Annotated in this window: 20 protein-coding genes; 9 read left to right on the top strand and 11 right to left on the bottom strand. The window is 65.5% G+C overall.

Annotated elements, in window-relative coordinates:
* Position 1: 1 nt before the first annotated feature.
* A complete protein-coding gene (locus RQH86_RS21140; RefSeq protein ID WP_311238128.1) occupies positions 2–655 on the bottom strand; it encodes a glutathione S-transferase family protein in 654 nt (217 codons plus the stop codon).
* 467 nt (positions 656–1,122) lie between these two features.
* On the opposite strand from RQH86_RS21140, the gene RQH86_RS21135 reads away from it, so the two are divergent.
* Positions 1,123–2,214: an ATP-grasp fold amidoligase family protein gene (locus tag RQH86_RS21135; protein WP_311238129.1), complete on the top strand. Its 1,092-nt coding sequence runs from the start codon at positions 1,123–1,125 to the stop codon at positions 2,212–2,214.
* A 221-nt stretch (positions 2,215–2,435) separates the two neighbouring features.
* Here the strand turns inward: RQH86_RS21135 and RQH86_RS21130 are convergent, their stop codons facing one another.
* Positions 2,436–3,347, bottom strand: a complete 912-nt coding sequence (locus RQH86_RS21130; protein WP_311238130.1) for a LysR family transcriptional regulator — start codon at positions 3,345–3,347, stop codon at positions 2,436–2,438.
* Between the two features lie 125 nt (positions 3,348–3,472).
* Between RQH86_RS21130 and RQH86_RS21125 the strand changes: the two genes are divergently transcribed.
* Both RQH86_RS21125 and RQH86_RS21120 read left to right on the top strand, forming a co-directional pair.
* Positions 3,473–4,210, top strand: coding sequence for an SDR family oxidoreductase (locus tag RQH86_RS21125; protein WP_311238131.1), 738 nt, complete (start codon positions 3,473–3,475; stop codon positions 4,208–4,210).
* A gap of 58 nt (positions 4,211–4,268) precedes the next feature.
* Positions 4,269–5,168 (top strand): SDR family NAD(P)-dependent oxidoreductase, encoded by a 900-nt coding sequence (locus tag RQH86_RS21120; RefSeq protein WP_311238132.1) that lies wholly within the window; start codon positions 4,269–4,271, stop codon positions 5,166–5,168.
* Between the two features lie 470 nt (positions 5,169–5,638).
* Here the strand turns inward: RQH86_RS21120 and RQH86_RS21115 are convergent, their stop codons facing one another.
* On the bottom strand, positions 5,639–6,301 hold the full coding sequence (locus tag RQH86_RS21115) for a hemolysin III family protein (protein WP_055852741.1): 663 nt from the start codon (positions 6,299–6,301) through the stop codon (positions 5,639–5,641).
* A gap of 297 nt (positions 6,302–6,598) precedes the next feature.
* Here RQH86_RS21115 and RQH86_RS21110 point away from each other — a divergent pair, with 297 nt between their 5' ends.
* The 4 genes from RQH86_RS21110 to RQH86_RS21095 all read left to right on the top strand — a co-directional run bounded on the left by RQH86_RS21110 (position 6,599) and on the right by RQH86_RS21095 (position 13,281).
* Entirely contained in the window at positions 6,599–7,747 is a 1,149-nt protein-coding gene (locus RQH86_RS21110) for a Fic family protein (RefSeq protein ID WP_311238133.1), read from the top strand.
* 130 nt (positions 7,748–7,877) lie between these two features.
* Positions 7,878–10,373: a DEAD/DEAH box helicase gene (locus RQH86_RS21105; RefSeq protein WP_055852737.1), complete on the top strand. Its 2,496-nt coding sequence runs from the start codon at positions 7,878–7,880 to the stop codon at positions 10,371–10,373.
* The gene (locus tag RQH86_RS21100; RefSeq protein ID WP_311238134.1) at positions 10,370–11,920 is read left to right on the top strand and encodes a ribonuclease H-like domain-containing protein; all 1,551 of its coding nucleotides are present in this window, start codon (positions 10,370–10,372) and stop codon (positions 11,918–11,920) included. The genes RQH86_RS21105 and RQH86_RS21100 overlap by 4 nt, the downstream gene beginning before the upstream one ends.
* A gap of 584 nt (positions 11,921–12,504) precedes the next feature.
* Positions 12,505–13,281 carry a DUF1868 domain-containing protein gene (locus RQH86_RS21095; protein ID WP_311238135.1) on the top strand — a complete coding sequence of 259 codons (777 nt, stop codon included), beginning with the start codon at positions 12,505–12,507 and terminating at the stop codon, positions 13,279–13,281.
* A gap of 504 nt (positions 13,282–13,785) precedes the next feature.
* Here the strand turns inward: RQH86_RS21095 and RQH86_RS21090 are convergent.
* The 7 genes from RQH86_RS21090 to RQH86_RS21060 all read right to left on the bottom strand — a co-directional run bounded on the left by RQH86_RS21090 (position 13,786) and on the right by RQH86_RS21060 (position 21,656).
* The gene (locus RQH86_RS21090; RefSeq protein WP_311238136.1) at positions 13,786–14,901 is read right to left on the bottom strand and encodes a saccharopine dehydrogenase NADP-binding domain-containing protein; all 1,116 of its coding nucleotides are present in this window, start codon (positions 14,899–14,901) and stop codon (positions 13,786–13,788) included.
* A 57-nt stretch (positions 14,902–14,958) separates the two neighbouring features.
* A complete protein-coding gene (locus RQH86_RS21085; RefSeq protein WP_311238137.1) occupies positions 14,959–15,588 on the bottom strand; it encodes a hypothetical protein in 630 nt (209 codons plus the stop codon).
* A 519-nt stretch (positions 15,589–16,107) separates the two neighbouring features.
* Complete coding sequence (locus RQH86_RS21080) at positions 16,108–16,545, bottom strand: hypothetical protein (protein WP_311238138.1); 438 nt, start codon at positions 16,543–16,545, stop codon at positions 16,108–16,110.
* A gap of 1,092 nt (positions 16,546–17,637) precedes the next feature.
* Positions 17,638–19,239 carry a M56 family metallopeptidase gene (locus RQH86_RS21075; RefSeq protein ID WP_311238139.1) on the bottom strand — a complete coding sequence of 534 codons (1,602 nt, stop codon included), beginning with the start codon at positions 19,237–19,239 and terminating at the stop codon, positions 17,638–17,640.
* A 3-nt stretch (positions 19,240–19,242) separates the two neighbouring features.
* Positions 19,243–19,629 carry a BlaI/MecI/CopY family transcriptional regulator gene (locus RQH86_RS21070; RefSeq protein WP_055852713.1) on the bottom strand — a complete coding sequence of 129 codons (387 nt, stop codon included), beginning with the start codon at positions 19,627–19,629 and terminating at the stop codon, positions 19,243–19,245.
* 677 nt (positions 19,630–20,306) lie between these two features.
* Positions 20,307–21,116, bottom strand: coding sequence for a pirin family protein (locus RQH86_RS21065; protein WP_311238140.1), 810 nt, complete (start codon positions 21,114–21,116; stop codon positions 20,307–20,309).
* Positions 21,117–21,245: 129 nt separating this feature from the next.
* Positions 21,246–21,656 carry a DoxX family protein gene (locus RQH86_RS21060; protein WP_311238141.1) on the bottom strand — a complete coding sequence of 137 codons (411 nt, stop codon included), beginning with the start codon at positions 21,654–21,656 and terminating at the stop codon, positions 21,246–21,248.
* A gap of 177 nt (positions 21,657–21,833) precedes the next feature.
* On the opposite strand from RQH86_RS21060, the gene RQH86_RS21055 reads away from it, so the two are divergent.
* Positions 21,834–22,706 carry a LysR family transcriptional regulator gene (locus RQH86_RS21055; RefSeq protein ID WP_311238142.1) on the top strand — a complete coding sequence of 291 codons (873 nt, stop codon included), beginning with the start codon at positions 21,834–21,836 and terminating at the stop codon, positions 22,704–22,706.
* A 98-nt stretch (positions 22,707–22,804) separates the two neighbouring features.
* Here the strand turns inward: RQH86_RS21055 and RQH86_RS21050 are convergent, their stop codons facing one another.
* The gene (locus tag RQH86_RS21050) at positions 22,805–23,680 is read right to left on the bottom strand and encodes a LysR family transcriptional regulator (RefSeq protein WP_311238143.1); all 876 of its coding nucleotides are present in this window, start codon (positions 23,678–23,680) and stop codon (positions 22,805–22,807) included.
* A gap of 102 nt (positions 23,681–23,782) precedes the next feature.
* Here RQH86_RS21050 and RQH86_RS21045 point away from each other — a divergent pair, with 102 nt between their 5' ends.
* Positions 23,783–24,718, top strand: coding sequence for an NADP-dependent oxidoreductase (locus tag RQH86_RS21045; RefSeq protein ID WP_311238144.1), 936 nt, complete (start codon positions 23,783–23,785; stop codon positions 24,716–24,718).
* Positions 24,719–24,728 lie beyond the last annotated feature (10 nt).

Genomic DNA, 24,728 nt, shown 5'->3' with positions numbered 1-24,728 from the left:
ATCAGGCCGGTGCGCCACCGTCGCCATTGATGGCCCATTGCGCGGCAAACGCGCGTTGATACGCCGGCCGGCTTTCGCCACGCGCGACGTAGGCCTGCAGGTTGGGGAAGGCGTCCAGCAGGCCGGTGAGTTTGATGCGGATGAGCACGGAGATCATCAGCAGGTCGCCGGCGCTGAAGTCGCCTTCCAGCCAGGTGCGGTCGCCAAGGTGGGCGCTCAGATGCTGCAGGCGGCGGTTGATGCGTTTTTGCAGCAGCGGCAAGCGTTCTGCCATCCACGGTTTGTCAGCTTCCAGCAGCAGGGCGTTGCCCAGTTCCAGCATCGGCGGCTCGACGGTGTTGAGGGCGGCAAACATCCAGGCGATGGCACGGGCACGGGCGTTGTCGTCGTGCGACAGCAAGCCAGCATGGTGCTGGGCGATGTGCAGCACGATGGCGCCGGTTTCGAACAAGGCCAAGCCATCCTGCTCGAAGGTGGGGATCTGGCCGAACGGGTGGATGGCCAGGTGCGCCGGTTCCTTGATCGCACGGAACGGTAGCAGGCGCACCGCGTAGGGTTGGCCCACTTCTTCCAACGCCCAACGCACACGGGTGTCGCGCACCAGCCCCTTGCCGCCGTCGGGCGAGCGCTCGAACGCGGTGATGGTGATCGTCATGGTCGAAAGACTCCCGGTGGCCGGCGGCTGAGGGCCTAGCGTACGCCGGAGAGACGCGCGGCCGCTGCGGGCAGTGACTCGCCTCGATGACGCGTGGATCGGTTGTCTGTCTCGCCTGCGCTGGCGCCGCAAAGGTCGCGGCAAGCGCCGCATCCCTACGCGTTGGTATGGCCGTGGCAGATGCCCTCGGCCTGGCGTGGGCGGCAAGTGCCCAACCAGCCAACGCCCGCTCACAGCGCCGACCGCAGGCACAGCACGGCCCGCCCGAATCGTTTTTGCACTGCACAACGGTCGCGCCCGGTTGCCCGGTTGGCGGGGTGTTTTTAGGCGTAAAGCGCCTGCGCCTTTGCGTAATCAGGCCGATTGAGACGTTTTGCCATCCTCGTCTCACTTTCCCGTTATACCGTGCTCTACATCACACACTTGTGTGACGGAACGCACATTTATAGCCGGAAAGGAGAGTCGTCATGATCGATCAGGGACTGGGTTTGCAGACGCAGCCTATGGGGACGCGAGGTGCTGCAGGGCATGCGTGGGCCGGGTTTTTCCCCAGCGTGGCAACGCCATTTGGCAATGCCCCGCCGACGCGCCTGCCACCCGCGCCCCGGCCAGACAGCCTCACCCTCAAGCGCCTGTTGCGTAAAAGCGCGCGCCGCCTGGTGCGGACGCTGCCCTGGCGGCATCAGGACCGGCTGTATTTCTTGAACACGTTCGGGCGGCTGCCCAATCTGTACCACCCCACCTGCTTCAACGAAAAAGTGCTGTACCGCAAATGCGTGCACGGCGATTACCCGCTGTATCAGCGCCTGGCAGACAAGGTGGCGGTGCGGCCATATGTGGCGGCGCGGATCGGCCAGGCGCATCTGATTCCGATGCTGCTGGACAGCGCCAACCCCGACGATCTGCTGCGCCTGCCGCGCTGGGAGCAGACGGTGATCAAGGCCAATCACGGCGCGAGCATGGTGGAAGTGGTGCGCGATGAACCGGACGCGGCGCAGCGGCAGCGCATCGTGGCGCGCTGCAAGGACTGGCTGCGCACCGACTTCTCCGACATGGAGCGCGAGATCCATTACCACAACATCCCGCCGCGCATTCTGGTGGAGCAGTACATCGGCGACGCGCAGCAGGTGCCGGTGGATTACAAGTTCCATATGTTCCGGCAGCCGGATGGCCGGTTTCAGTACGTGCTGCAGGTGATCTACGGCCGCTTCGACACGCCCAAGCTGTCGATGACGTTCTTTGTCGACAACCTGCACACGCCGTTCCACCGCATCCGCGACGACGGCCGCTCACCGCCGTGCGCACCGGCGCTGCTGGAGCAGGCGCTGGAATTGAGTAAGGTGCTGGCGAGCGACTTCGATTACGTGCGCGTGGATTGGTACATCCAGCAGGGGCAGGTGTATTTCGGCGAACTCACCTTCACTCCCGGCGCAGGCATGGTCACCGGCCTGGACCGCGGGCTGGACCGGATGATGGGCGATATGTGGGTGCAACGGCGCGCACCGGTGGAAGCGCGATTGCCGGCATATGGCATGGGTATGCGGGTGCCGGTGCGGTGAGGCATGACCGCAGGCGCAGCACCGATGCGATGACGATGCAGCGCACCAGCGATGCCTGCAGCGTTTCGGTGCGCCATGCACAAGCGTTGCGGGTGGCTATTAGTGATGTGCTGATGTGCACGTTGCGGCAGCACGCGCGGAACGCACGCGATACCGAGGATTCGATCGATCATGCGATCGCCGCCGCGCTGTATCCGCAATACGGGGCACCGCAGGCGTGCCTACCCGATCGGCTGGGCCACGCCTGCATGTTTGGCAAACTCGCCAGCGGCCCAGTCCAGAAACACACGCACCCGTGGCGACAGTTGGCGGGCGCGGGAATACAGCAGCGACACCGGGTTGGACGGTGGCGGTGTATCGCGCAGGATTTCCACCAGCGTGCCCTGTTGCAGGTCGTGGGCCACATGGAAGCGCGGCACCTGTGCAATCCCCAGGCCCAGGCGGATGCCGGCCAGATAACTCTCTGTGCCGGTGACGGTGAACAGGCTGGGCGGCGCGAACGTGCGCAGTCCTTGCGCGGTCTGAAACTCCAGCGGGGTGATCACGCCGGTGGTGATGGAGCGCAGGCCAACCATGCGGTGCGCGTGCAGCGCATCGAGCTGCGTGGGCGTGCCGAAACGCTGCAGGTACTCCGGCGTGGCACAGGTCAGGCGTTCGAGCATGGCAACGCGACGCGCGACCAGTTCGCTGTCGCGCAGCGGGCCGTAGCGCAGCACGCAGTCGATGCCTTCCTCCACCCGATCCACCCAGCGGTCGCTCTCGCTCATCGCCAGCTGGATCTGTGGGTATTGCGCAAAGAACGCCGGCATCCCGGGCAGCAAAAAGTGACGCGCCAGCGTGCCCTGCACCTCCACCCGCAGCAGCCCTTTGGGTGCCACACCACGGAAGCCGCCTTCGGCATCGTCGACGTCGTCGAGGATGCGCACGCAGCGTTGATGGAAGAGCTCGCCATCGAGCGTTGGCCGCACCACCCGCGTGGTGCGTTGTAACAGGCGCACGCCCAGACGCGCTTCCATCTCGGCGATGACCTTGGTGGCGGTGGAGCGCGGAATGTCCATGTCGTTGGCGGCCGCGGTGAAGCTGCGCCGCTCCACGATGCGCACAAACAAGCGCATGGCAGCGAACCGATCCATTGCACCCTCTGCCCACTGTTCGGGCGCTGGAAACAGTGCTGTGCATTCTAGTGTGATTATCGCCGTGTCATAGCGTTGGATAGTTTCGCAACGCCGCAGCCCGCGGCTTTGACGGAGAACTTCCCATGACGCAGCAACACAAGGTCGCGTTGGTTACCGGTGCCTCACGCGGTATTGGCGCCGCCATTGCCCAGCGCCTGGCCGGCGATGGTTTCACCGTGGTAATCAACTATGCCGGCCACGCCGCCGATGCCGAACAACTGGCGCACAGCATCGAGGCGGCCGGCGGCCATGCCATCACCGCGCAGGCCGATGTCAGCGACGCGGCCGCGGTGGCGGGCCTATTCGATTCGGCCGAGTCCGCTTTTGGCGGTGTGGATGTGCTGGTCAACAACGCCGGCATCATGCAGTTGGCCACGCTGTCAGACAGCGACGACGCGTTGTTCGACAAGCACATCGCGATCAATTTGAAAGGCACTTTCAACACGCTACGCCAGGCCGCACGGCGGCTGCGCGATGGCGGCCGCATCATCAATCTATCCACCAGCGTGGTGGGGCTGAAGCTGGAAACCTACGGTGTGTATGCAGCCACCAAGGCGGCGGTAGAAACGCTGACGGCGATCTTGTCCAAGGAATTGCGCGGCCGCGCGATCACCGTCAACGCGGTGGCGCCGGGGCCCACGGCCACGGCGCTGTTCCTGGACGGCAAACCGCCGGAGCTGATCGAACGCTTGTCCAAAGCCAACCCGTTGGAACGCCTTGGCAGTCCGGAAGATATCGCTGCGGCGGTGGCGTTTTTGGCTGGCCCCGATGGCGGCTGGATCAATGGGCAGGTGCTGCGCGCCAACGGCGGCATGGTCTGACCCGCTATGGCACGCCGCATTGCGCACGCTGCTGGCTTTCCCATCAAGGAGCAATGACATGAGCAAACGCATTCTGGTCACTGGCGCGTCCAGTGGATTCGGACGACTGACTGCCGAAGCGCTGGCGGCCGCCGGCCACACCGTCTACGCCTCCATGCGCGATACCGCCGGCCGCAATGCCGGTGTTGCGCAGGAGATCGCCGACTTGGCAGGTACGCGGCAGCTGGCCTTGCATGCCGTCGAGCTGGACGTGCAATCGCAGGCGTCGGCCGACGCGGCGGTGGCTTCCATCGTGGCCAACGCAGGCGGGTTGGACGTGGTGGTGCACAATGCCGGGCACATGGTGTTCGGCCCGGCCGAAGCGTTCACTGCCGAGCAGCTGGCGCAGGTCTACGACATCAATGTGCTGGGGACGCAGCGGGTGAACCGCGCGGCGTTGCCGCAGTTGCGAGCACAGCAGCAAGGCCTGCTGGTGTGGGTGTCCAGCAGCAGCTCGGCAGGCGGCACGCCACCGTATCTGGCGCCCTACTTCGCGGCGAAGGCGGCGATGGATGCGCTGGCGGTGCAGTACGCGCGCGAGCTGGCGCGCTGGGGCATCGAGACCTCGATCATCGTGCCCGGTGCCTTCACCAAGGGCACCAATCACTTTGCCCGTGCCGGTGCCCCGGATGATGCCGCACGCGCAGCTGCGTACGAGGCAGGCCCGTATGCAGGGTTTGGCGAACAGGTGCAGCAGGCGTTTGCGCGGATCGTGCCGGAGGATGCAGACGTGGCCGAGGTGGCTCAGGCCATCGTGCGGGTGGTAGATACGTCATTCGGCAAGCGCCCCTTCCGCGTGCATATCGACCCGGCCGGTGATGGCGCCGATGTGGGCTTTGGCGTACTCGATCGCCTGCGTGCAGAGATGCTGCACCGTGTGGGATTGAGCGATCTGTTGGCACCACGCGTAGTGAGGTGATGGGATGCGGCAGGGGTTGGGAGCGCCTGCCGGCTATGCTCTGTTGCGCTGAGTGCGCAGATGCAACCGCGCGCGGCTGTGTTGCTGGTTGGGGTGACGGCGTGGTGGTGGTGCTCGCACCACGCCGGCATCCTTGCTGTAGCGCTGCAGTGAGCTGGCGCTTGCGCGGACCGGCGTTCGGCCATGCAGGCCTGACGTCGGATCGCGCCCGGGTGCGCTCCAGTGCGCCAATCCAGACCTGGTGTGTTTCCTCAACGCTTACAAGGACGTCGCTGTTGTTGATCGGTTCGTTGCGCATCCTCTGGCCCGTGGCCCTGGTTGGCCTGATGGCTTCCTGCAGCGAACCCTTGCACTGGTCCCTGCGCGCTCTGATTGGAAGCCGACGTCGTAAGGCGATCGACAGATCCATGACATGTCGATGCTATCGAGCAGGCAGGCAGACGCGACTGGTCGACGACATCGACAGCACGCTACACCCCACCCAACGGGCGCAGGCACAGCCAGATCGCATACCAGTGCGACAACGCGCCGCCCAGCACGTGGGCGTGCCAGATGGCGCGGTTGTAGACCAAGGATTTGCGCACGTAGAACGTCACACCCACGGTGTAGAACGCGCCGCCGGCAACGATGAGCCAGAGCACGGCGCTGTCCAGGCCGGCGATCATCTGGTCGACCACCACGATCCCGGCCCAGCCCAGCAGCAGGTAGATCGCCACCCAGAAGCCCTTGGCGATGCCGGGCAGGCAGAGCTTGGCGAACACGCCGAACAAGGCCACGCTCCAGACCGTCAGGATCATGGCCCAGCGCCAGCTGCCATCGAGCGCGACCAGAAAGAACGGCGTGTACGAGCCGGCAATCATCACGAAGATGCCGGCATGGTCGAACTTGCGCAGCATCGGTTGGCGCAGCGGCGGGGCGAAGTTGTACGCCGCCGAGCAGGCGAACATGGTCAGCAGGCCCAGCGCATACACGCAGGTGGCCAGCAACATGGTCTGGTTGGCGTGGGCGCGCCACACCATCCAGATGCCGCCGACGATGGACAGGAACAGGCCGGCGGCATGCACGATCACATCGGCACGGCGGGCAGCAGGGGTTTTGTAGTGCGGGGCAATGGCGCGGGGGGGCACGGGCACGGCGGGTCTTCGAGGGGGAGGGCGCCCAGCAGCGTGCAGCGTCGGCGTGACGCGGTGGGGGCAACAGGATACCCGCTTGCTGAATCCGCTCAGTGAGGCAGGCTGGGCGGTTGCGCGCTGGTCTGACCGACACACTCTCTCTGCCCGGACGACCACGACGATGGACTTGATCAGGACGTGGAATCTCCCCGTAGCCCTGTCGCGTTGACTGCTGGGCTATCTAAAGAACCTTTTCACAACGCGCCCGCTTATTAAGGCATCCTTTAATAGCCCGCATTGGTAGTAAAGGATCCTTGCATGACACGTGTCACCGGCACATACGCCGTCATCAAGACGCATGACGAGACCGTACGGGCATTCGTTCCGGCTCCGCTCCCACCAGCTGCCCCTGTGCTGGATTCGGCTGCGTATCTGGAGCGTAATCGCCTTGCAGAGGTCGCACTGGCACGGCTGACGGGGATGGCGGGCCTGGTGGCGTCGAGCGAGTGGCTGATCTACAGCGCTGTTCGGCAAGAAGCGCTGTTGACTTCGCAACTTGAAGGCACGCAGGCCACCCTGACCGATGTCTTCGACGATGAGGCGGGGCTGGCGGTGACCAATCCAGACGATGTGGAAGAGGTCACCAACTACCTGCAGGCGTTCAAGTTCGTCCGCGAGCAGTTGCATGCGCCAACAGGACTGCCAATCTCGCTGCGCTTGCTGACCGAGGCCCACAGGATTCTATTGGCCGGCGTGCGTGGCGCCCACAAACTGCCGGGCAGCATGCGCACCAGTCAGAATTGGATCGGCGGCACCCGGCCTGGGAATGCCGCATTCGTGCCACCGCCGGCCGATCGTCTGGCCGAGGTGTTCGGTGATTTGGAGTGTTTCATCCATGACACACAGCCCACGCTGCCACCGCTGGTACGGATTGCGTTGGTGCACGCGCAGTTCGAAACCATCCATCCTTTTCTGGACGGCAACGGCCGGATCGGGCGGTTGTTGATCGCGGCCCTATTGGAAGACTGGCAGTTGCTGCCAGAGCCGTTGCTGTATGTGTCCGGCTACCTCAAAGCAAAGCAAAACGACTACTACCGGCACCTGTCAGCCATCCGCACGCATGGCGATTGGGAAGCATGGGTCGCGTTCTTTCTGGAGGCTGTGGAGGCCTCGGCCGAACAGGCCCAGCGCAACATTGTGGCGATCGCCGCCTTGATCGCCGCCGATCGCAAGCGCGTGCTGAGTACCGGCAGCAGTACCTTGCAAGCGCTACGCCTCTACGAGTTGCTGCCCACCATGCCCAAGCTCACCGTCGACCGCGCCCAGCAAGCGCTGGAGGTTTCCTATCCCACCGCGCGCGCAGCCGTCACGACCTTGCAGGACATCGGTGTGCTGGTGGAAACGACCGGTCGCGCGCGCGGGCAGAGCTTCAGCTACCAAGCCTATGTGAACTTGTTGCGGGCTTAGAGCGACAGCGCACTGGCACTCACGGCACCCGTTGCTGAATCCGCTCAGTGAGGCAGGCTGGGCGGTTGCGCGCTGGTCTCATACCCTGAGACACCTCCCCTGTCTCATGCCCCTCTTTGGGAGCCGCCGTATGCCTCCGTTTGCCCTTGCTCCCCGCACCGAAACCGCCGAACGCGCGCTGGCCACCACCGATGGCCGGCCCAGCCGCGATGGCGCGCTGCTCACCGAACGCCTGGAACGGCGTTACCACGACCGCATCACCGGCAGCTTTACCCTGCCCGGGCGCGAAGGCCGTTACGCGCCGATCCCCGACGATGTGCCCAGCGCGCTGGCCGATGCCTTGCACGCGCGCGGCATCAGCCAGCTCTACAGCCACCAGGCCGACGCCTGGGCGGCGACGCAGCGCGGCGAGCACGTGGCGATCGTGACGCCCACCGCGTCGGGCAAATCGCTGTGCTACACGCTGCCGGTGGTGAGTGCGGCAATGACCGCCGGCGCCAAGGCGCTGTATCTGTTCCCCACCAAAGCGCTGGCGCAGGACCAGGTGGCCGAGCTGCTGGAGTTGAACCGCGCCGGCGAACTGGGCGTCAAAGCCTTTACCTTCGACGGCGATACGCCCGGCGATGCGCGGCAGGCGATCCGCCTGCATGGCGACATCGTGGTGAGCAACCCGGACATGCTGCATCAGGCGATCCTGCCGCATCACACCAAGTGGGCGCAGTTCTTCGAGAACCTGCGCTATGTGGTGATCGATGAGATCCACACCTATCGCGGTGTGTTCGGCAGCCATGTCACCAATGTGCTGCGCCGGCTCAAGCGCATCTGCGCGTTCTACGGTGCCAACCCGCAGTTTATTTTGTGCTCGGCCACCATCGGCAACCCGCATGCGCACGCGCAGGCCCTGATCGAAGAACAGGTGCATGCGATCACCGAATCCGGCGCGCCCACCGGCGACAAGCACGTGCTGTTGTGGAACCCGCCGGTGGTCAATGCCGATCTCGGTCTGCGCGCGTCGGCACGCTCGCAGAGCAACCGCATTGCGCGCATTGCGATCAAGAGCGGCTTGAAGACGCTGGTGTTCGCGCAGACGCGCTTGATGGTGGAAGTGCTGACCAAATACCTGAAGGACATCTTCGACCACGACCCGCGCAAACCGGCGCGTATCCGTGCGTATCGCGGTGGATATCTGCCCACCGAGCGGCGCGAGGTGGAACGGGCAATGCGCGCGGGCAACATCGACGGCATCGTGTCCACCTCTGCGCTGGAACTGGGCGTGGATATCGGCGCGCTGGATGTGGTGATCCTCAATGGCTACCCCGGCAGCGTGGCGGCCACCTGGCAGCGCTTTGGCCGCGCCGGGCGGCGCCAGCAACCGGCGTTGGGCGTGCTGGTGGCCAGTTCGCAACCGCTGGACCAGTACGTGGTGCGCCACCCGGACTTCTTTGCCGATGCCTCGCCCGAACATGCGCGTATCGCACCGGATCAACCGCTGATCCTGTTCGATCACATCCGCTGCGCGGCGTTCGAATTGCCGTTCATTGCCAGCGAGCCGTTCGGGCCGATCGACCCGCTGGTGTTTCTGGAAGCATTGGCCGAGAGCGAAGTGATCCACCAGGAAGGCGACCGCTGGGAATGGATTGCCGACAGCTACCCGGCCAATGCGGTGAGCCTGCGCTCGGTGGCCGACGGCAATTTTGTGGTGGTGGACAAGACCGACGGCAAGCAGCAGATCATCGCCGAGGTAGATTATTCCGCCGCTGCGCTCACCTTGTACGAAGGCGCCATCCACATGGTACAGAGCACCCCGTATCAGGTGGAACGGCTGGATTGGGACGGCCGCAAGGCGTACGTGACGCGCACGCATGTGGACTACTACACCGACAGCATCGACTACACCAAGTTGAAGGTGCTGGACCGTTTTGACGGCGGCGTGGCCGGGCGCGGCGACTCGCATCATGGCGAAGTGCATGTGGTGCGGCGCGTGTCCGGCTACAAAAAGATCCGCTATTACACGCATGAAAACATCGGCTACGGCCCGGTCAATCTGCCCGACCAGGAGCTGCACACCACAGCGGTGTGGTGGCAGTTGCCGCAGGCCACCTTGGGCAAGGCGTTCGCGTCCAAGCAGGATGCGCTGGATGGATTTCTGGGTGCGGCGTATGCGCTGCATGTGGTCGCCACGGTGGCGGTGATGGCCGATGCGCGCGACCTGCAAAAGGCAGTGGGCAATGGCGACGGCGCGTGGTTTGCGGTGGCCGACCAGACCGGGCGCGGGCAACTGCGCGGTGTGGAAGAAGGCGAGCAAGGCGCGGTAGAACTGCAGCAAGCGTTCGTGCCCACGGTGTATCTGTATGACAACTTTCCCGGCGGCGTGGGCTTGAGCGAGCCACTCTGGCTGCGTCAGGCCGAGCTGCTGCAGCGCGCGGACGAGCTGGTGCGCGGTTGCGATTGCACGGCCGGCTGCCCGGCCTGCGTGGGCCCGGTGCTGGCTGCGCATGAAGAAGGCAAGGGCGAGTCGCCCAAGTCGCTGGCGCTGACGGTGCTTGCGCTGTTGTTCGATGCCAATGCGCCGTTGCGGCATGCCACCCAGGTGGACGACGACCTGGCGCTGGACGTGCTTGCATGAGGGTGAGTGCAGACCGGCTGCGCTTGCTGCGTCGGCAGGCGGGGCACGCGGATGTGCGCGAGCCGGTGGCGGTTGCACACGGCGATGCAGCGCGTGGCGCCGATGCCTTGCCTGCTGATGCCTTGCCTGCTGATGCCTTGCCTGCTGATGCCGTGCCTGCGCTTGCTACGGCTGGCGATGGTGTCGGTGGAGGGGCGGAACTGCATTCCAGCGCGGTTGAACCGCTAACCGGTGATACGGCTGTTGCGGGTGATGTGCGCATGGAAGCCGCACCTGTTATGCATGCAGCGGCGGCGCCGACGCGTGCCCCGGCAATGCCGGTGGCTGGCAGCGATGCCGGCGTCAGCGCAGACCGCCTGCGTTTGCTACGCCGTCAGGTCGGTGGGCTGACGCCTGCGCCGCGCACGCAGGAGGCGCTGATGCCGACACGCGCGCAGCGCCAGCCTGCGCCGGGTCCCGCTGCTTCTGCGTCGCGCGCTTTGCCGCGCGAGACTGTTGCACCAAGCGCGCAGCCCGGCAGCGGAAGTGCTGTCAGTGCACCGCGTCCCCCGCACACCACACCGGCAATGGCACGCCGCGCGTTGCAGCAGCCGGTTGCGGCACCTGCGCGCGATAGCTCGGCGTTTGCCTGGGTGGACCACGATGTGCGTCACAAGCCGGCAGGCGCGGCGGCCGATACGGCCGCGCGCGTGCCGGCTGTGCGCGCAGCACCTGCGGTGTCTACATCCAACCCGGCACCGCAGCGACGCACCGATATCGCCGGCTTGCGCAAGATGATCGGCCTGCGCGAACGTGCGGTGTCGGCGCACACGCCGGTGCGCACGCCGTCCACCGATCGGCACCTGCCCGGCGACGAGATCGCACCGGGATTGCATCTGATCGAAGCGTTCCTGCCGCAGCCGATTCCATGCGAACCGCTCTCGCTGGCCTTCGCCAAACGCGAGGATGCGCTGCAGCCGGAGCACGTGCTGTTCTTCGACACCGAAACCACCGGCCTGGCCGGCGGCACCGGCACGCGCGCCTTCATGATCGGGGTTGCGCAGTGGTGCACCGATGCCGCGCAAGGCAGCGGCCTGCGCGTGCGCCAGCTGATGATGTCCACCATGGCCGCAGAGAGCGCCATGCTGGAGCTGTTCTGCACCTGGCTCACGCCACAGACGGTGCTCTCCAGCTACAACGGCCGCTGCTACGACGCGCCGCTGTTGAAGACGCGGTACCGGCTGGCGCGGCGTGGCGACCCGATTTCTGCATTGGATCATGTGGATCTGTTGTTCCCTACCCGCCGCCGGTATCGCGGCACCTGGGAGAACTGCAAGCTGTCCACCATCGAGCGGCAGCTGCTGCGCGTGGTGCGCGAAGACGATCTGCCCGGCTCCGAAGCCCCGGCCGCGTGGCTGAGCTATCTACGCGGCGGCAGCGCGCGCAACCTGCGCCGCGTGGCCGAGCACAACCACCAGGACGTGGTGACGTTGTCGTTGTTGATGCAGCGGCTGGTGGCGGTGGAGGCACAGGACAGAGACGTGATTCCGTTGATGGAGTCGGTGTAGCGGTCTGCGGCGAGCCCGGGCGGTGCTGGCGGGTCAGATCTGGATATCAGTGATGCGGTGCGCTGGTGATCACGATCCGGCGACAAAAGTGCCCTGCCCCGTTACTTCTCATCGCGGTGCGGCTGCTTTCGCGTTGTTGCGGAGCGCAGCGAGCAGCATGCGCAGGTGTGCGACGAATCGTTGTGCGATGGCCGGCGGTCTGTCTTTCCGCAGCGTGTGCGCGATGGGCAAGATGAGGTGTTTCGGCATTCAAGCCACGCAAAAGCGGCGACCCGAACGCTTGGCCGTCTTTGCGAAGAAGGCCGCCTTTTCGATGTGAAAGGTGGGGCGCTGTCATATTCGTTTTTTTCGGCGGTCTTACAGTGCAGTTGAGGTTCCGTCCGCAGCGCTGGTTTCCAGCGTTCTGCAGACCTAACCACTGACGGATGCGCAGCCTGCGAGTTCGCTGCCGTGCTGCGCTGTGCGCAGTTGTCGGTTCATCAGCGCGCCGCAGGAGCTGTCATCGACGCACACCAACGCACTGCGATGTGGCCGGGTTTATTGCGCACGTTGTGGGTTGACCCTGAACTTGAAGGATTGGCCGCATGGTTTCATTGCTGGATACACGGATCAGCCGACGTCGCCTGGTGGCAGCCGCCGCTGGTGCCTCGTTGCTGGGCTCCGCCCTGCCCGCACTGAGCGCCGCGCCACCGCCGGATGTGGGGCGCAAGTTCCTGCGCTCCCGTCGGCCGATGGCATTTGCCGGCAATACCTTCGTTGGCCACCTCGAACAACAGGGCGATGGCTACGACAGCTTCGACCGCGTGCTGGACATCTACCGCGAACTGCCCGGGCACCGCTTCGCGAACAAGTTCGCGCTGCTGCCGCCCAGCAGTTATCACGTGACCCTGCTGGGCGGGGTCAACGAAATCGACCGCGCACGCGGGCCCTGGCCAAGCGATTTGGCGCGCGATGTGGCGTTGAGCGAGATCAATGCCGATGTTCTTGCGCGGCTGGCGCAACGCACTGCCGCGCCGTTGGGTGCGTGCCGCTTTGTGGTGAATCCGGCTGCGGCAAAGACCGGCAACAACGACAATCTGCTCATCCCGCTGCAACCTGCCGATGCACAGACCGCACAGCGCCTGGAAACTGCGCGCCAGGCACTGATGACGCTGACCCGCTTACAGCGCCCGGACTACATCAACTTCCAGTTTCATCTTTCGCTGGCCTACCTGTGCGAGACGCTCGATAGCGCAGAGCAGGCTGCCTATCGCGCTGCAGTGGGTGACTGGCTCAAGCGACTTGCGGCAGCGGGCCAGATCACGATCCCGCGCTTTCACTTTTGTACGTTTGCCGATATGGAGGCGTTTCGGGAGGTGTGAGGGCTGGGATTCGGGAGTGGGGATTCGGAATTGGAGTGAGGTGTGCGATCTCGCCAGTCCTCCGTGGGTGGTGCCTGAGAGCGGCTGATAAAACGTAGCGAACAGCCGTATGGTGTATTTGGAGAAAGCGCTCAGAACTGGATGTACGGGTGGTGCACCGCGCACCAGCTGCACTCAGCTGGTGATGAGCACAATGGTTTTTTGTCAGCAGCTCTACGAGACGCAGTGCAACGGCCAATTTCTTGCACGTCCGGCATTACGCGTTTGCACTGATAGCCATGGATCTGAAGATGCGATAGCGCGGCTGTGCCACGCATTCCCGCGCTCGGTCTGCTTTCACAACAAGTGCGGGTGGAAGCAGACGCGGCGTCCAGAGCGCATCCGCAATTGCACGTGCCGATGACGCGATCGTGACTTACATGGATGTGTGCAGATCTGCACCGCCGCCGCACAGCGGCGTGCTGTCGCTACGATTCACTGTGTGGCGTGCAACCGCACCCGCACCTACGGACGCGTCTCCACCACGTCTGTGTGCATCTGCCAGGCGGCGAATTCCTGCTCGAAGTCGGCCAGGGTCAGCAGCCCCATGCAGGCGTGGGCGCCGCTTGGCAGCACCTGCCCCGCGGCAAGTTTGCGCACCAGCAGGATCGCGGCGAAACAGGGGATTTCCGGGCCATGCAGCATCGCTGCGGTGAGGTCCCAACGCACGGTGAGCGGCTGTCCATCGCGCTCGCCGGCCAGCTCCACGCGCATGCCGCCCAGGTCGGTGCCGAAGCGGTCGAACCAGCGCCCTGCGCGTGCGAACGCTGGCGCCAGACGCGGTATCGGCACCGGCACACCGCGCTGGCGTAACCAGGCCAGCGCGGCCAGGCAGCGCTGCAGAAACGGTACCTCCAGCGCGGCGCGGAATTGCACGCTGCGCACGCCGGGGTAGCGCTGCGGCAGCAGGTCGTGATCGGGCACATCGCAGGGCGATGCCAGTCGCGGTGCCAGCTGTGCAAACTGCACCCGCTGCGGCGATGCCCAGCCCACCACGGTCTGCCAACGGCCCTCGCTCCACCACGTAAACGGCGTGCCGCAGTACGACAGCGCTGCACGCACGGTGGCCAGCCCCAGCGGCGTGCCCTGTGCGGGCGCGATCACCATGCCAATGGCGTGCAGGGTCGACAAGCGCGGCAGCAATGCGTCGATCACTGCACTGGACAGTGCGGGCAAGGTGCTGGCACCGCTGATCGCCACGCGGCCAGCGTGCTGTGCCAGGTCGTGCAACGCGTCCGGAAAATCGCGCACGAACGCGCGGCCGTCGGCCAGGTCGATGTAGTGCATGCCGGCCTGCAGACAGCTGCGCGCCACCGCATAGTCCTGGCCCTGGAATGGCCCGGCGGTGTGCACCACCACATCGGCCGCGGTAGCGGCCAGGCGCATGGCGAAATCGTCGGCAGTACTATCCAGCCGGCATGCGGAAATACGGCCAGGCGCGGCGTCGGGCCAGGTCGCAGCGATCGCGCCGGGATGGCGCCCGGCGGCAATGACATGCAGGTGTGGCAAGGCGGCCAGCGCCCGCACGATGCGCGCACCGAAGTGCCCATAGCCACCCAACACCACCACCCGGTACGTCATCGCCCGCTCGCACTTCCGCCAATGCCCTGCAGTATCGGCGAACCGCGGCCATCGCGATCAACGCGTCACAGGGCTTGCCAGGCCGTTGCGGATGGCCTCACGCATGGCGTGCCGCGCCTGGCCGTCTGCACGCGCGCTTGCCGCGGCCTGTTGCGTGGCCAGATCGGCCTGCTGCGCAGCGAGCGCTTGCTGTTGCGTGGCCAATGCCTCGATCTGCTGCTGCGTGCTGCGCTGCCTGGCGGCGTTGGCCTGCTGCGTCGTGGACGTGGCCGGCCGCGCCGCAGCGCTGTCGCGTGCAAGCGACGCACGCGCCTGCGCAACGGCAGCGGCCGCATCACGTGCCGCCACGGCAGCCATCTGCATTCCCAACGCCGCTTGCTGCTCGCCCAGCTGGCCCTGCCGCTCGCCCAGCGCACCTTGGGCTTCGCCGAGCTGGCTGACCGGTGCGTACAGCACGCGGATGCGCTGCAGGGTGGCCGGATCGCGCACCACGTAGCTCTTGCCACCGTTACGAAACCACAGCAGTGCGCCCGTGCTGCCAGCCAGGCGACGCGCGCGGGCCAGATCGTCGGTGGAGCCGTGCATGAGCGCCTCGCCGTCTTGGATCAGCACGTACGCGTCCTGGTCGGGATGATCTGACAGGGTGAGATGGCCATACGTGGTCACGTCGCTGGCCGGCGTGCGCATGGATGTCGCCGGCGCTGCCGGTGCGTGCGGCGCAGTGGGCATCGCGGTCGCGGCAATTGCAGCGACCGGGGCCAATGCAATGACCGGTGTTTGCGTACCGTATGCCGGCGCAGTTTCTGGCTGATCATCTGATGGTGCGGCCAGACATGGCGTCAGCGCGCTGCTGAGCGCAAGCGCCAAGAGGGTCATCAAGCCAGCGCGCGCCGATGCGGGGGTTAGGTGCAGCATGGGAATCTCCTTGTGTGGATGAGGTTGGGCAAATCTTTCGTGTGATGCGCTGCTGCGCGTCGCGTCGTATTGCGGTGCCGCCGATTGCAGAGCTGCAGAGGCGAAGCGAATGCAGGGTTGGCGTTGCTTGCACATGTCGTTGCTGGTGGCCCAACAAACACTGCTTGCCCTTACTCGTGCCGCCCGTAAACAGTGGCGTTGCAGGCGTGATGCACTGCCCGCAGCAATACGCTTTACGTCGTCGAAGACCGCAGCTGTACAGCAAGGCTGCGTCCACGCCGGTTCGCATTACTAGCCAGTCACCCGCGTTGCCCGGCCACTGGCAAGTGCTTCGCGCAGAATGCTCAGTGCCTGGCGGGTGGCGAGCCGCGTGGCGCCGGCCTGCTTTCTAGCCAGCACGGCCTGCTGTTGCGTCAACAGGCGCTGCTGCTCCGCCAGCGCCTGCGTATCGCCGGTAGCGCCCTGCTCCGGTTGCGTCGCTGTTGCCATAGACCCAGGCGTACCAGCGGCGACGGCGGCGAGTTGCGCGGCAAGCGCTTGCTGACGCGCTTGCACACTGTCCTGGGCCGCGCGCAGTTGCAGGCTGCGTGCATAGCCGGTGCGCAGCCGATGCAGCAGGCCCGGATCGCGCACGACGTATTGCACGCCGTTGGCCCGGAACCACAGCACCCAGCCATTGGCATTGGTGTACCGATGTGCGGTCTGCAGATCGTCGGTGGTGCCGTGCATGAGATGGCGCTCGCCCTGCAGCAGCACATAGGCATCGCCATCGTCCGGGATGTCCTGCGCGTTGCTGCCGCAAGTGGCTTTGGTCGATCGCGCGCCGGATGCGACGTGCCTTAGGCGTGGCGTCGAAAGCGCAGGCGTTGATCTGGGCATCACTGCGGGAGAGATCGGCGCAGTGGGTGGAGCGAGAGGCGCGTATGGATGCGCGGGCTGTGCAGGTGCGGCCGGTGCTTGCGTTGCCACGGACGTGGCAGAGGCCGATGGCGCCGAAGGGGCGACCGGCGCAGCAGCGGACGCGAAGGTCGAAGCAGCGCGTGGCGTAGCGCGATGGGCCGGCGCAGGCGGTGCGGGCGGTAACGGCATCGGGGCTGCGTTGGCTGCTACTGCCGGTAATGTTGCTCTGGCTGCTGTTGTTGCTGTTGTTGCTGTTGTTGCTGTTGTTGCTGCCGGTGCTGCCTGTGCTGCCTGTGCTGCCTGTGCTGCCTGTGCTGCCTGTGCTGCCATCAGCATGGGCGCAGCGAGCGCGCCTAGAGCAAGCAGCAAGGCGCAGCGCAGACGGTGCTGTGGGAACGTAATCTGATGCATGTGCGATCTCCTTGGGGATGTGGGTGCCGCCGGCCGGTAGCGGTCAGGCGGATGGGGCAACAGCGAACAGACGGCCACGGCGTTGCCGACGCTGGTTGCGTCGAGACGTGCTGAGTCGATGAGCGGGCGCGTGGCCTGACCCGCGTGAGTGGGGTGCGGCGTCTGGTGCTGTGCGCGATCACTGCAGTGGTCGCGCTGGATGAAACGCTCAATCGGATGGAGCGGTGATGGAACGCCTGCACTGCCTGTGGACAGACCAACCGCTGGTACCGTCGTCAGGCACGGCGGCAAGCTGTGCGGTGCTGACATGCCGGCCGCCGCCGGCGCAGAGCAATCAGTAATCAGTAATCAGTAATCAGTAATCAACGATCACCAGCACCATGCATTCCAGGCACGGCGCCGCCCGCCTGGCGACTGCAGGCCATACCTCACGCTTGGGTCGTGCGCTACGCGTTGGATCTACTGCCGCGCACTGCCATGGCAATGCGCGCTGTGCTGTGGTGCAGGTCTCTAGTTGTCTTGGTCCGTGCCGGCCGCGGAGTGTTGGGCACGCGCGGCGTTAAGGCGGTCCTGGCGTGCGGCTTCCTTGTCCGCTTCGGCCTGATGGCGGCTCAACTCGGCGGCCTGGCGGGCGGCGGCAACATAGGCGTATTGCGCGTTGCGTTGTTGCAACGCCACCTCGCGGATCTGCTGCGCCGCTTCACGCACCTGCTGCTGCGCGTCCTGCTTGGCCTGCTCCAGCTCGGGGCCGAGCGACTCCAGTTGCTCGCGTGCTTCTACCAATGCGTCCTGCGCCGCCTGCAGCTCGTCCTGGCGCATCTGTGCATGCATATCGCTCGCTTCGATGGCTTGCTGTGCGGCGGCCCGTGCCTCCACCTCGGCAGCCTTCGCGCTGCGTGTGGCCTCATCGATGGCGTCGCGTACGCTTTGCTGTGCGTCGGCATCCCAGCCGGTGGTGTCCATCTGCCAAGTGTCTTGCGCGCCCGGCGCATCCAGCACACCCGCCAACACGCCGTTTGCCGGTGCTGCAGGTGCGGCCGGTGCCGCAGGCGCGGCCTGCAGCTGCAGTGGCGCAGCGCCATCGGTACTGTGCGTGCCGTGCGACATCGCCGGCGATGCGCTGGCGATGACCACGACCGGCTGCAGCGAAGGCGACGGCAGCGGCGCGGGCATGGCGACCAGACGCAGCGGTGCCACGCCCAGGACCGCCACCGCGACCAGCGCACGCGCGCCCCAGCCCGGTGTGGCGTTGGTGTTTTGCAACATGATCAAACGGCGCTTGAGGCTCAGAAAACTCGGCGACGCACTGGACACCCCAGCCACCGGCGCTGCGGAGACCCCAAGGCTGACCAGCAGGCGGCCATAGTCGTGACGGCAGCGCACGTGACCGGCAACCACCGCCGCATCGCAGGCGGCTTCGCGGGCGATGGCGTATTCGCGCGCGGCCAGATGCAGCAGCGGATGGAAGAAGAACAGATGCTGCGCCAATGCCGGCAGCAGCCCCCACAACAAGTCATTCCGACGTAGATGCACCAGCTCGTGGGTCAGCGCCATGTCCAGCTCATCGTCGCTGATGCTGGCCAGGCGACGCGACGGCAACAACAGCACCGGCCGCCACAGGCCGATGAGTTGCGGCGAATCGATGTGTGCGCTCAGGCGCAATGGCGGTGCGTGGCGCAAGCCGTGCGCATCGGCGGCCAGTTGCAGGGCCGCCAGCAGTGCGCGATCGGTACACGGCTCGGTGGATTGCACCTGACGGCGGCTGATCCACCAGGCCATTGCGCTGCGCGCCAGCATCACCAGCACACCGGCCAACCAGGCTGCCATCACCCAGCGGACCCACAGCGACGGCGATGCATTGGGCAGCGCCGTGACCGCGTCCCCAACTGCCTGCGCCACCGGTGCGGCGGCCGGCAACACCGCCAGCTCGACCGGTGCCAGAAACAAGCCCAGCACTGCCTGCAGCCCCACCATCCACCACAGCCAGCATTGGGTGGACGCCGGCAAGCGCGGCATGGCCTTGCACAGCAGCCACACCACCGCCACCAACGCGGCCGATTGCAGGCTGGTCATCGCCAGCCGCTGCACCACCAGTTCGAACAGGCTCTGCATGACTCAGCTCTCCTTGCGCTGCGATTGCAGCTTGGCGACCAATGCTTCGAGTTCGGCCAGCTCGGTATCGCTGACCTCGGCGCGCTGCGACATCCACGCCACGAACGGCGACACCGAGCCCTGCAAGGTGTTTTCCACGAACTGCCCCACCGCCGTGCGCACCACCGCGTCCTGCCCGCTGGTGGCGCTGTAGCGGTACATGCCGTCCACCTGCTTGCGGCGCAGAAAGCCTTTGGCGCGCAGTCGCTCCATCATGGTCAGCACGGTCGAGCGCGCCAGCCCACGCGGCTCGCCGAACGCGGCAGCGACCTCGCCCACACTGGCGTGCCGTTGTTCCTCGATGTGTTGCAGCAGGGCCAGCTCCTGGTCCCCGATGGTCTTAGCGCTCATCTCGTGCCCCATGACTACAGATGTCGCTAACGTAGGCCTGACTACAGCTGTCGTCAATAGGTCGGATGGCAGGGGGTCGTACGGATGATTACTTCAGAAGCAGAGGCCGCTTATCGCTTTGCTGCTGTCGGTAAGGCTGATGTGGAAACACCGCGATAGACGCCAAGTGCTCCGATTAGTCGATGCTTACCGGGTGTAGCAGTCGAAGCACTTGGGCTATCGCAGTGCCTTCAACACCCCATTGATATACGCGCTTCCGAAGCGGTGGTCAGGCCGCAGCGCCGCTCGTGACCCTTGGCACCCCAGTGGCGATGACCTGCCTGTGGTGAGGTGCGACGCGATCAACCGACCAAGGAACGTTTGATCCAGACGTTGTCGTTCAAGCGCCGACGACGGCGGGTAGCGGCATCAACGGCTCGAGGCGCCTGGCATGTATCAAAAGGCGGGAGTCGATGTCTGCAGAGTCTTTGCAGAAGCAGGCATCAGCGTTGCTGTCCGCAACGTCAGTGTGAAACGGTGTCTGATGGGCACAGGGTTACCCGACGCAGGGACAACCACCACACAGCATCGATTGAAGCCCCGCGTCGGAAACGTGCCGATGTCCCTTCAAACAATGACGCCTTTACTCATTGCCAGCAGTAAAGGCGCGTCGTGCCGCATGCCCTTGAGCATCGCGTTTACTTGAACACCGGCGTCGTGCCGGAAGCAGTCGTGCGGTCGCCTGCTGCCTGCATCTGTTTCCCCAGCGTGCGGATGCGCTCTTCACCGATGGCGAGCGCTTGTGCAGTGGTGTGCACCGAGTAATAGCCAAGGTGCAGTGGGTGCGGATGTGGAACGGCCGAGCCGAGCACGAAGACTGCATCGCTGTTGCCACTCGCTTCGAGCACGATGGGCGCGCCGTTATCGGCAAAGACCACCATGTCGCCGCGTTGCAGCAGTTCACCGGCATCAAGGGTGCCGCTGGCCACTGCCAACCACCCGACCAAATGACCGGCGGGCGGGTGGTAGGTCCAGCGTTCGCCGGGTTTCAAGGTGACCAATAGGTAATTGATGCCGTCAGGCGCATCGACCGGACTCTGCGCGCCCTCGTAGCGACCGATCACCACATGCGCGGGGCCGGCCTTGGCCATGTGCTGCGCTTCGATGTAATGGCTTTGCGGCTCCGCCAGCTCCACGGCTTCAGGCAGTGCCAGCCATAATTGAAATCCTTGGATGCGGGAAGCATCGGCTGGCGGCACCATTTCCTTGCCATGCCATACGCCCATTCCGGCACGCATCCATTCCACTCCGCCATAGGCAATGGTGCCGCGACCGGTTGTCTGGTCGTGGTAATGCATGCTGCCTTCGGTAAGGACCGTGACGGTGGCGATGCCCGAATGCGGATGCAGCGGCATGCCCGACATCGTATGGATGACCGAACCCTGCGCATCGAAGATGTCGAGGAACACAAACGGCTTCAGCACCTGCCCAAGATCGGACGGACTCATGAGCCGGGTGATGGGGCCGCCGGAGCTGTTGCCGCGTATGCGGTGGACGATGGCGCGCGGCGCGGCAGCGGGCGCTTCTGTGGCGGGGAACGAAGGCTGTAATGAGAGAGTACGCATGGCAGGCCCCGATCAAGCCGAACGCGTCGAGCGCAGCACGGCGGCGATGCGGGCGCGATGCAACCAGGCGATTGTCGCGGTCACCACCATCAGGAAGATCGCCGGCACCGGGCTGCCGCCGATGACGAACAGATGCACACCGGTCGCCACCAACATCATGGCCGCAAGCAGTGCACCGCTGAGCGCAAACGTTGTCGGTAGCAGCAATGCGATTGCCCCGATGATTTCGATCGCACCAGTGACGATGCGGAACCACTGACCGAGGCCGATGTGATCGAACACCTCGACCATCATCGGAACGCCGGCCAGCTTGGCCGCACCCGCAGCGAAGAACGCCACGGCGGCGAAGATGCGCAGGGTCCAGGAAAGGCCGCGAATGAATCGCCCGGCGCTGGGCTGGTTGGGAATGGACGAGGTGTGCATGAAGTGTCTCTCTGGAAAGGATGTGGGCGAGGCGGAGTTGGTTGAGGGCCGGGTGGGCGCGAATGGCGTTCCCGGTCAGAGCGTCTTGCCTGGCGCCCGTGAGCCCACTGTGGCGTTCCGAATGCAGCTAAGCTAGCCACGCAAAGCGACATGCCGTGTCGCAGAAACAGGGACGCCATGGAGTTCGAAGACCTGCGGACGTTCGTCGAGGTGGCAGATGCGGGCGGGGTCTCGCCAGCAGCCAGGCGCCTGGGCGTTGCCAAGTCCATCGTTAGCCGCCGTCTGATCCGGCTCGAGGACGCTTTGGGGATCCAACTGCTCGCACGCACCACGCGGGGCGCTGCCGTCACCGAGGCAGGCGCGACGTTTCGCGAGCATGCCGCGCGGATGTGTGCCGAAATGGACGTGGCGCGCGAGACCATCTTGCCCGCGGGCGATCTGCGTGGCCGCCTGCGTATCGCTGCGCCGCTGACGTTCGGCCCCACCCACTTGGCGCCGGTGCTTGCCGAGCTGGCCAGCCGGCATCCGGCGTTGCAGGTCCATGCCTGCTACAGCGACCGCTTTATCGACATCGTCGCCGACGGTTTCGACTGTGCGATTCGGTTGGGATATCTCGCCGATTCGAATCTGGTCGCGCGCCGCGTGGCGCCGATGCGCGGTAGCTTGATGGCCACTCCCGCGTACCTGCGCAAACATGGCGAACCTGACACGCCACAGGCGCTGCTGACGCACGAGGCGCTGCTGCAAGGCACGGAAAGCTGGCGGTTCATGGACGGCGACAAGCTGGTGACGATCCATCCACGCGGGCGCTTCAAGGCCGACAACGGCACTGCGATCGCGGCCGCTGCGCTTGCCGGGCTCGGGATCGCGGCACTGCCGGATTTTCTCGTGGCCGAGCATCTTGCCTCCGGCGCGCTGGTCCGGGTCATGACCAGGTACCCGTCTCCCGAGGCCGGGCTTTACGTCGTGCGGGCGCCGGCCGCGCATCCTGCGCGCAAGATTCGTGTCCTGACCGATCTGTTGATCGAACGCTTCGGTGGTGGTGTTTGAAGCGCGGCGGCGCCACGTTGGGGTGATGTCCGCCTCTCGCCTGGACGCTCCGTCGGCCAGCCGGCACACACTGGCCGGCGCAGCCAGATGCAGCCGCCCTAGCCCTTCAGCACCAGCGATACATCGGGATATCTGTCGCAGATGAAGTCCACGAAGGCACGCACCTTGGGTGCCGCCAACCGTCTGGACGTGTGCAATACCCACAATGCCGGCTCCACGCCGGAGATCGTGCCCCACTGCACCAACTCACCGCGGGCGAGTTGATTCCATGCGATCGACTGCGGAATCAACGCCACGCCGCCGCCTGCAAGCGCCGCATCGCGGACCATCAGGAACGAGGAAAACCTCAGCCGTGGAATGGGTTCCAGGACCAGGCGCCCGTCATCCAGAGCCCATGTGGTCGGTTGGAAGCTCGACATTACGACAGCGGCAATTGGCACGACCGCGCTGCTGGTGGGCATGGCGATGCTCGGCGCTGCGACCACAACCAGCCGATCTTTGGCAAAACAGCGACCGACCAGGCTGCTGTCCGGGCTGGGGTTGATGCGGATGGCCACATCGAACTGTTCTTCCACCAGGTCGACCGTGCGGTCCTCTGCCACCACCTCCAGCGTGATCTCCGGGTAAGCCGCACAGAACTCTGCGCCGATACGCCCCATCGCCAGTTGCGAGAACAGCACCGGAGACGCCACACGCAGGCGGCCGCGCGGCGTTGAAAGCCCTTCGCGCGCAGCCGCCATGGCCTCGGCCACCTCGCTCAGCGGGACCTCGGTGCGCTCCATCAGCAACTGTCCGGCCTCTGTGAGCCGGAGGCCACGGGCGCTGCGCTCGACCAAGCGCACCCCCAGTTGCTCCTCGAGCTCGGCGATGCGACGGGACAGGGTCGCCTTCGACCGACCACTCGCACGGCTGGCCTTTCCCAGGCCCTGGTTCGCTGCGACCAGCGCGAAATCGATCAGTGCATTCAGATCCATGGTGTTCCATATTTGAAACCAGGCGTCTATATATTGGCGTCTTCGTATTACTTACGCAACGCCATACAGTTTGCTCATCGCAACGCCAGACGAGCAACTGTCATGAGCACCACGCAACGCGCAGTCGTCATCCGGGCCTACGGCGGCGCCGATGCCGCCGAAGTGGCCACCATTGCAATACCCCACGCCGCAGCCGGCCAGGTGCTGGTGCGCATCCGCGCCGCCGGCATCAACGGCATCGACTGGAAAGTCCGCGCAGGCTTGGTGCGGGAGGTCTTTACGCTGCCCTTGCCGGCGGTGCTGGGCGCCGAACTGGCCGGTGTGGTCGAGGCCGTCGGGCCCGGTGCCACGCGCTTTCAGGTCGGTGACCGGGTCATGGGCGCGATGGGCGCGCTCGGCGCGTTTGCCGAGTTCATTGCGGTAGACCAGACCAAACTCGCACGCACTCCCGATGGCCTGGACGATGTGCATGCCGCTGCCATGCCGGTTGCTGCGGTGGCCGCCTGGAAGAGCCTGCACCACGCAGGCCCGCTCGTGGCAGGCCAGCGGATCCTGATCCATGGCGCAGCAGGCGGGCTGGGCGGCTATGCGGTGCAGTACGCCAAGCGTGCAGGGGCGCAGGTGTTCGCAAGCGCATCCACCGAGCACATCGACTACGTGCGCAGCCTCGGCGCGGACCAGGTCATCGACTATCGATCGCAGCGCTTTGAAGACCTCGTTGGCGACATCGACCTGGTGCTGGACTACGTCGGCGGCGATGTCCTGGACCGCTCGTGGCAAGTGCTCGCGCCGCACGGCGCGATCATCGGCACCACCTCGCCAGACATCCTGGCCCGCACACCGCGTGGCCGCCGTGGCCTGTGGTTCATGAACACCCCGGACGTCGCGCTGCTGGAAACCCTGGCCGCACAAGTGGCCAGCGGCGCGCTGACATCCAAGGTCGGCGAGGTCGTCGGTTTCGCCGAGATCCCCTCAGCAATCGAACGCAATCGCACCGCTTCGCGAGCCGGCAAGGTCGTGGCGGACATGTCGCACTAACTCACCCATC

The organism is Xanthomonas sp. WCS2018Noco2-27 (genome assembly GCF_031843525.1).
In the GTDB taxonomy this organism is placed as follows: Bacteria; Pseudomonadota; Gammaproteobacteria; order Xanthomonadales; family Xanthomonadaceae; genus Xanthomonas.
Note: the sequence above shows the minus strand (reverse complement) of the source record. Positions and strands in the feature narration are given on the sequence as shown.

What these genes read in the sequence shown, in the direction of transcription:
- RQH86_RS21075 (WP_311238139.1), bottom strand. Translation starts at nt 19,239, where the DNA reads ATGCAGAGCCTGTTCGAACTGGTGGTGCAGCGGCTGGCGATGACCAGC.
- RQH86_RS21065 (WP_311238140.1), bottom strand. Translation starts at nt 21,116, where the DNA reads ATGAGTCCGTCCGATCTTGGGCAGGTGCTGAAGCCGTTTGTGTTCCTC.
- RQH86_RS21125 (WP_311238131.1), top strand. Translation starts at nt 3,473, where the DNA reads ATGACGCAGCAACACAAGGTCGCGTTGGTTACCGGTGCCTCACGCGGT.
- RQH86_RS21060 (WP_311238141.1), bottom strand. Translation starts at nt 21,656, where the DNA reads ATGCACACCTCGTCCATTCCCAACCAGCCCAGCGCCGGGCGATTCATT.
- RQH86_RS21070 (WP_055852713.1), bottom strand. Translation starts at nt 19,629, where the DNA reads ATGAGCGCTAAGACCATCGGGGACCAGGAGCTGGCCCTGCTGCAACAC.
- RQH86_RS21135 (WP_311238129.1), top strand. Translation starts at nt 1,123, where the DNA reads ATGATCGATCAGGGACTGGGTTTGCAGACGCAGCCTATGGGGACGCGA.
- RQH86_RS21090 (WP_311238136.1), bottom strand. Translation starts at nt 14,901, where the DNA reads ATGACGTACCGGGTGGTGGTGTTGGGTGGCTATGGGCACTTCGGTGCG.
- RQH86_RS21080 (WP_311238138.1), bottom strand. Translation starts at nt 16,545, where the DNA reads ATGCACGGCACCACCGACGATCTGCAGACCGCACATCGGTACACCAAT.
- RQH86_RS21095 (WP_311238135.1), top strand. Translation starts at nt 12,505, where the DNA reads ATGGTTTCATTGCTGGATACACGGATCAGCCGACGTCGCCTGGTGGCA.
- RQH86_RS21130 (WP_311238130.1), bottom strand. Translation starts at nt 3,347, where the DNA reads ATGGATCGGTTCGCTGCCATGCGCTTGTTTGTGCGCATCGTGGAGCGG.
- RQH86_RS21140 (WP_311238128.1), bottom strand. Translation starts at nt 655, where the DNA reads ATGACGATCACCATCACCGCGTTCGAGCGCTCGCCCGACGGCGGCAAG.
- RQH86_RS21085 (WP_311238137.1), bottom strand. Translation starts at nt 15,588, where the DNA reads ATGCGCACGCCGGCCAGCGACGTGACCACGTATGGCCATCTCACCCTG.
- RQH86_RS21105 (WP_055852737.1), top strand. Translation starts at nt 7,878, where the DNA reads ATGCCTCCGTTTGCCCTTGCTCCCCGCACCGAAACCGCCGAACGCGCG.
- RQH86_RS21100 (WP_311238134.1), top strand. Translation starts at nt 10,370, where the DNA reads ATGAGGGTGAGTGCAGACCGGCTGCGCTTGCTGCGTCGGCAGGCGGGG.
- RQH86_RS21055 (WP_311238142.1), top strand. Translation starts at nt 21,834, where the DNA reads ATGGAGTTCGAAGACCTGCGGACGTTCGTCGAGGTGGCAGATGCGGGC.
- RQH86_RS21110 (WP_311238133.1), top strand. Translation starts at nt 6,599, where the DNA reads ATGACACGTGTCACCGGCACATACGCCGTCATCAAGACGCATGACGAG.
- RQH86_RS21045 (WP_311238144.1), top strand. Translation starts at nt 23,783, where the DNA reads ATGAGCACCACGCAACGCGCAGTCGTCATCCGGGCCTACGGCGGCGCC.
- RQH86_RS21050 (WP_311238143.1), bottom strand. Translation starts at nt 23,680, where the DNA reads ATGGATCTGAATGCACTGATCGATTTCGCGCTGGTCGCAGCGAACCAG.
- RQH86_RS21120 (WP_311238132.1), top strand. Translation starts at nt 4,269, where the DNA reads ATGAGCAAACGCATTCTGGTCACTGGCGCGTCCAGTGGATTCGGACGA.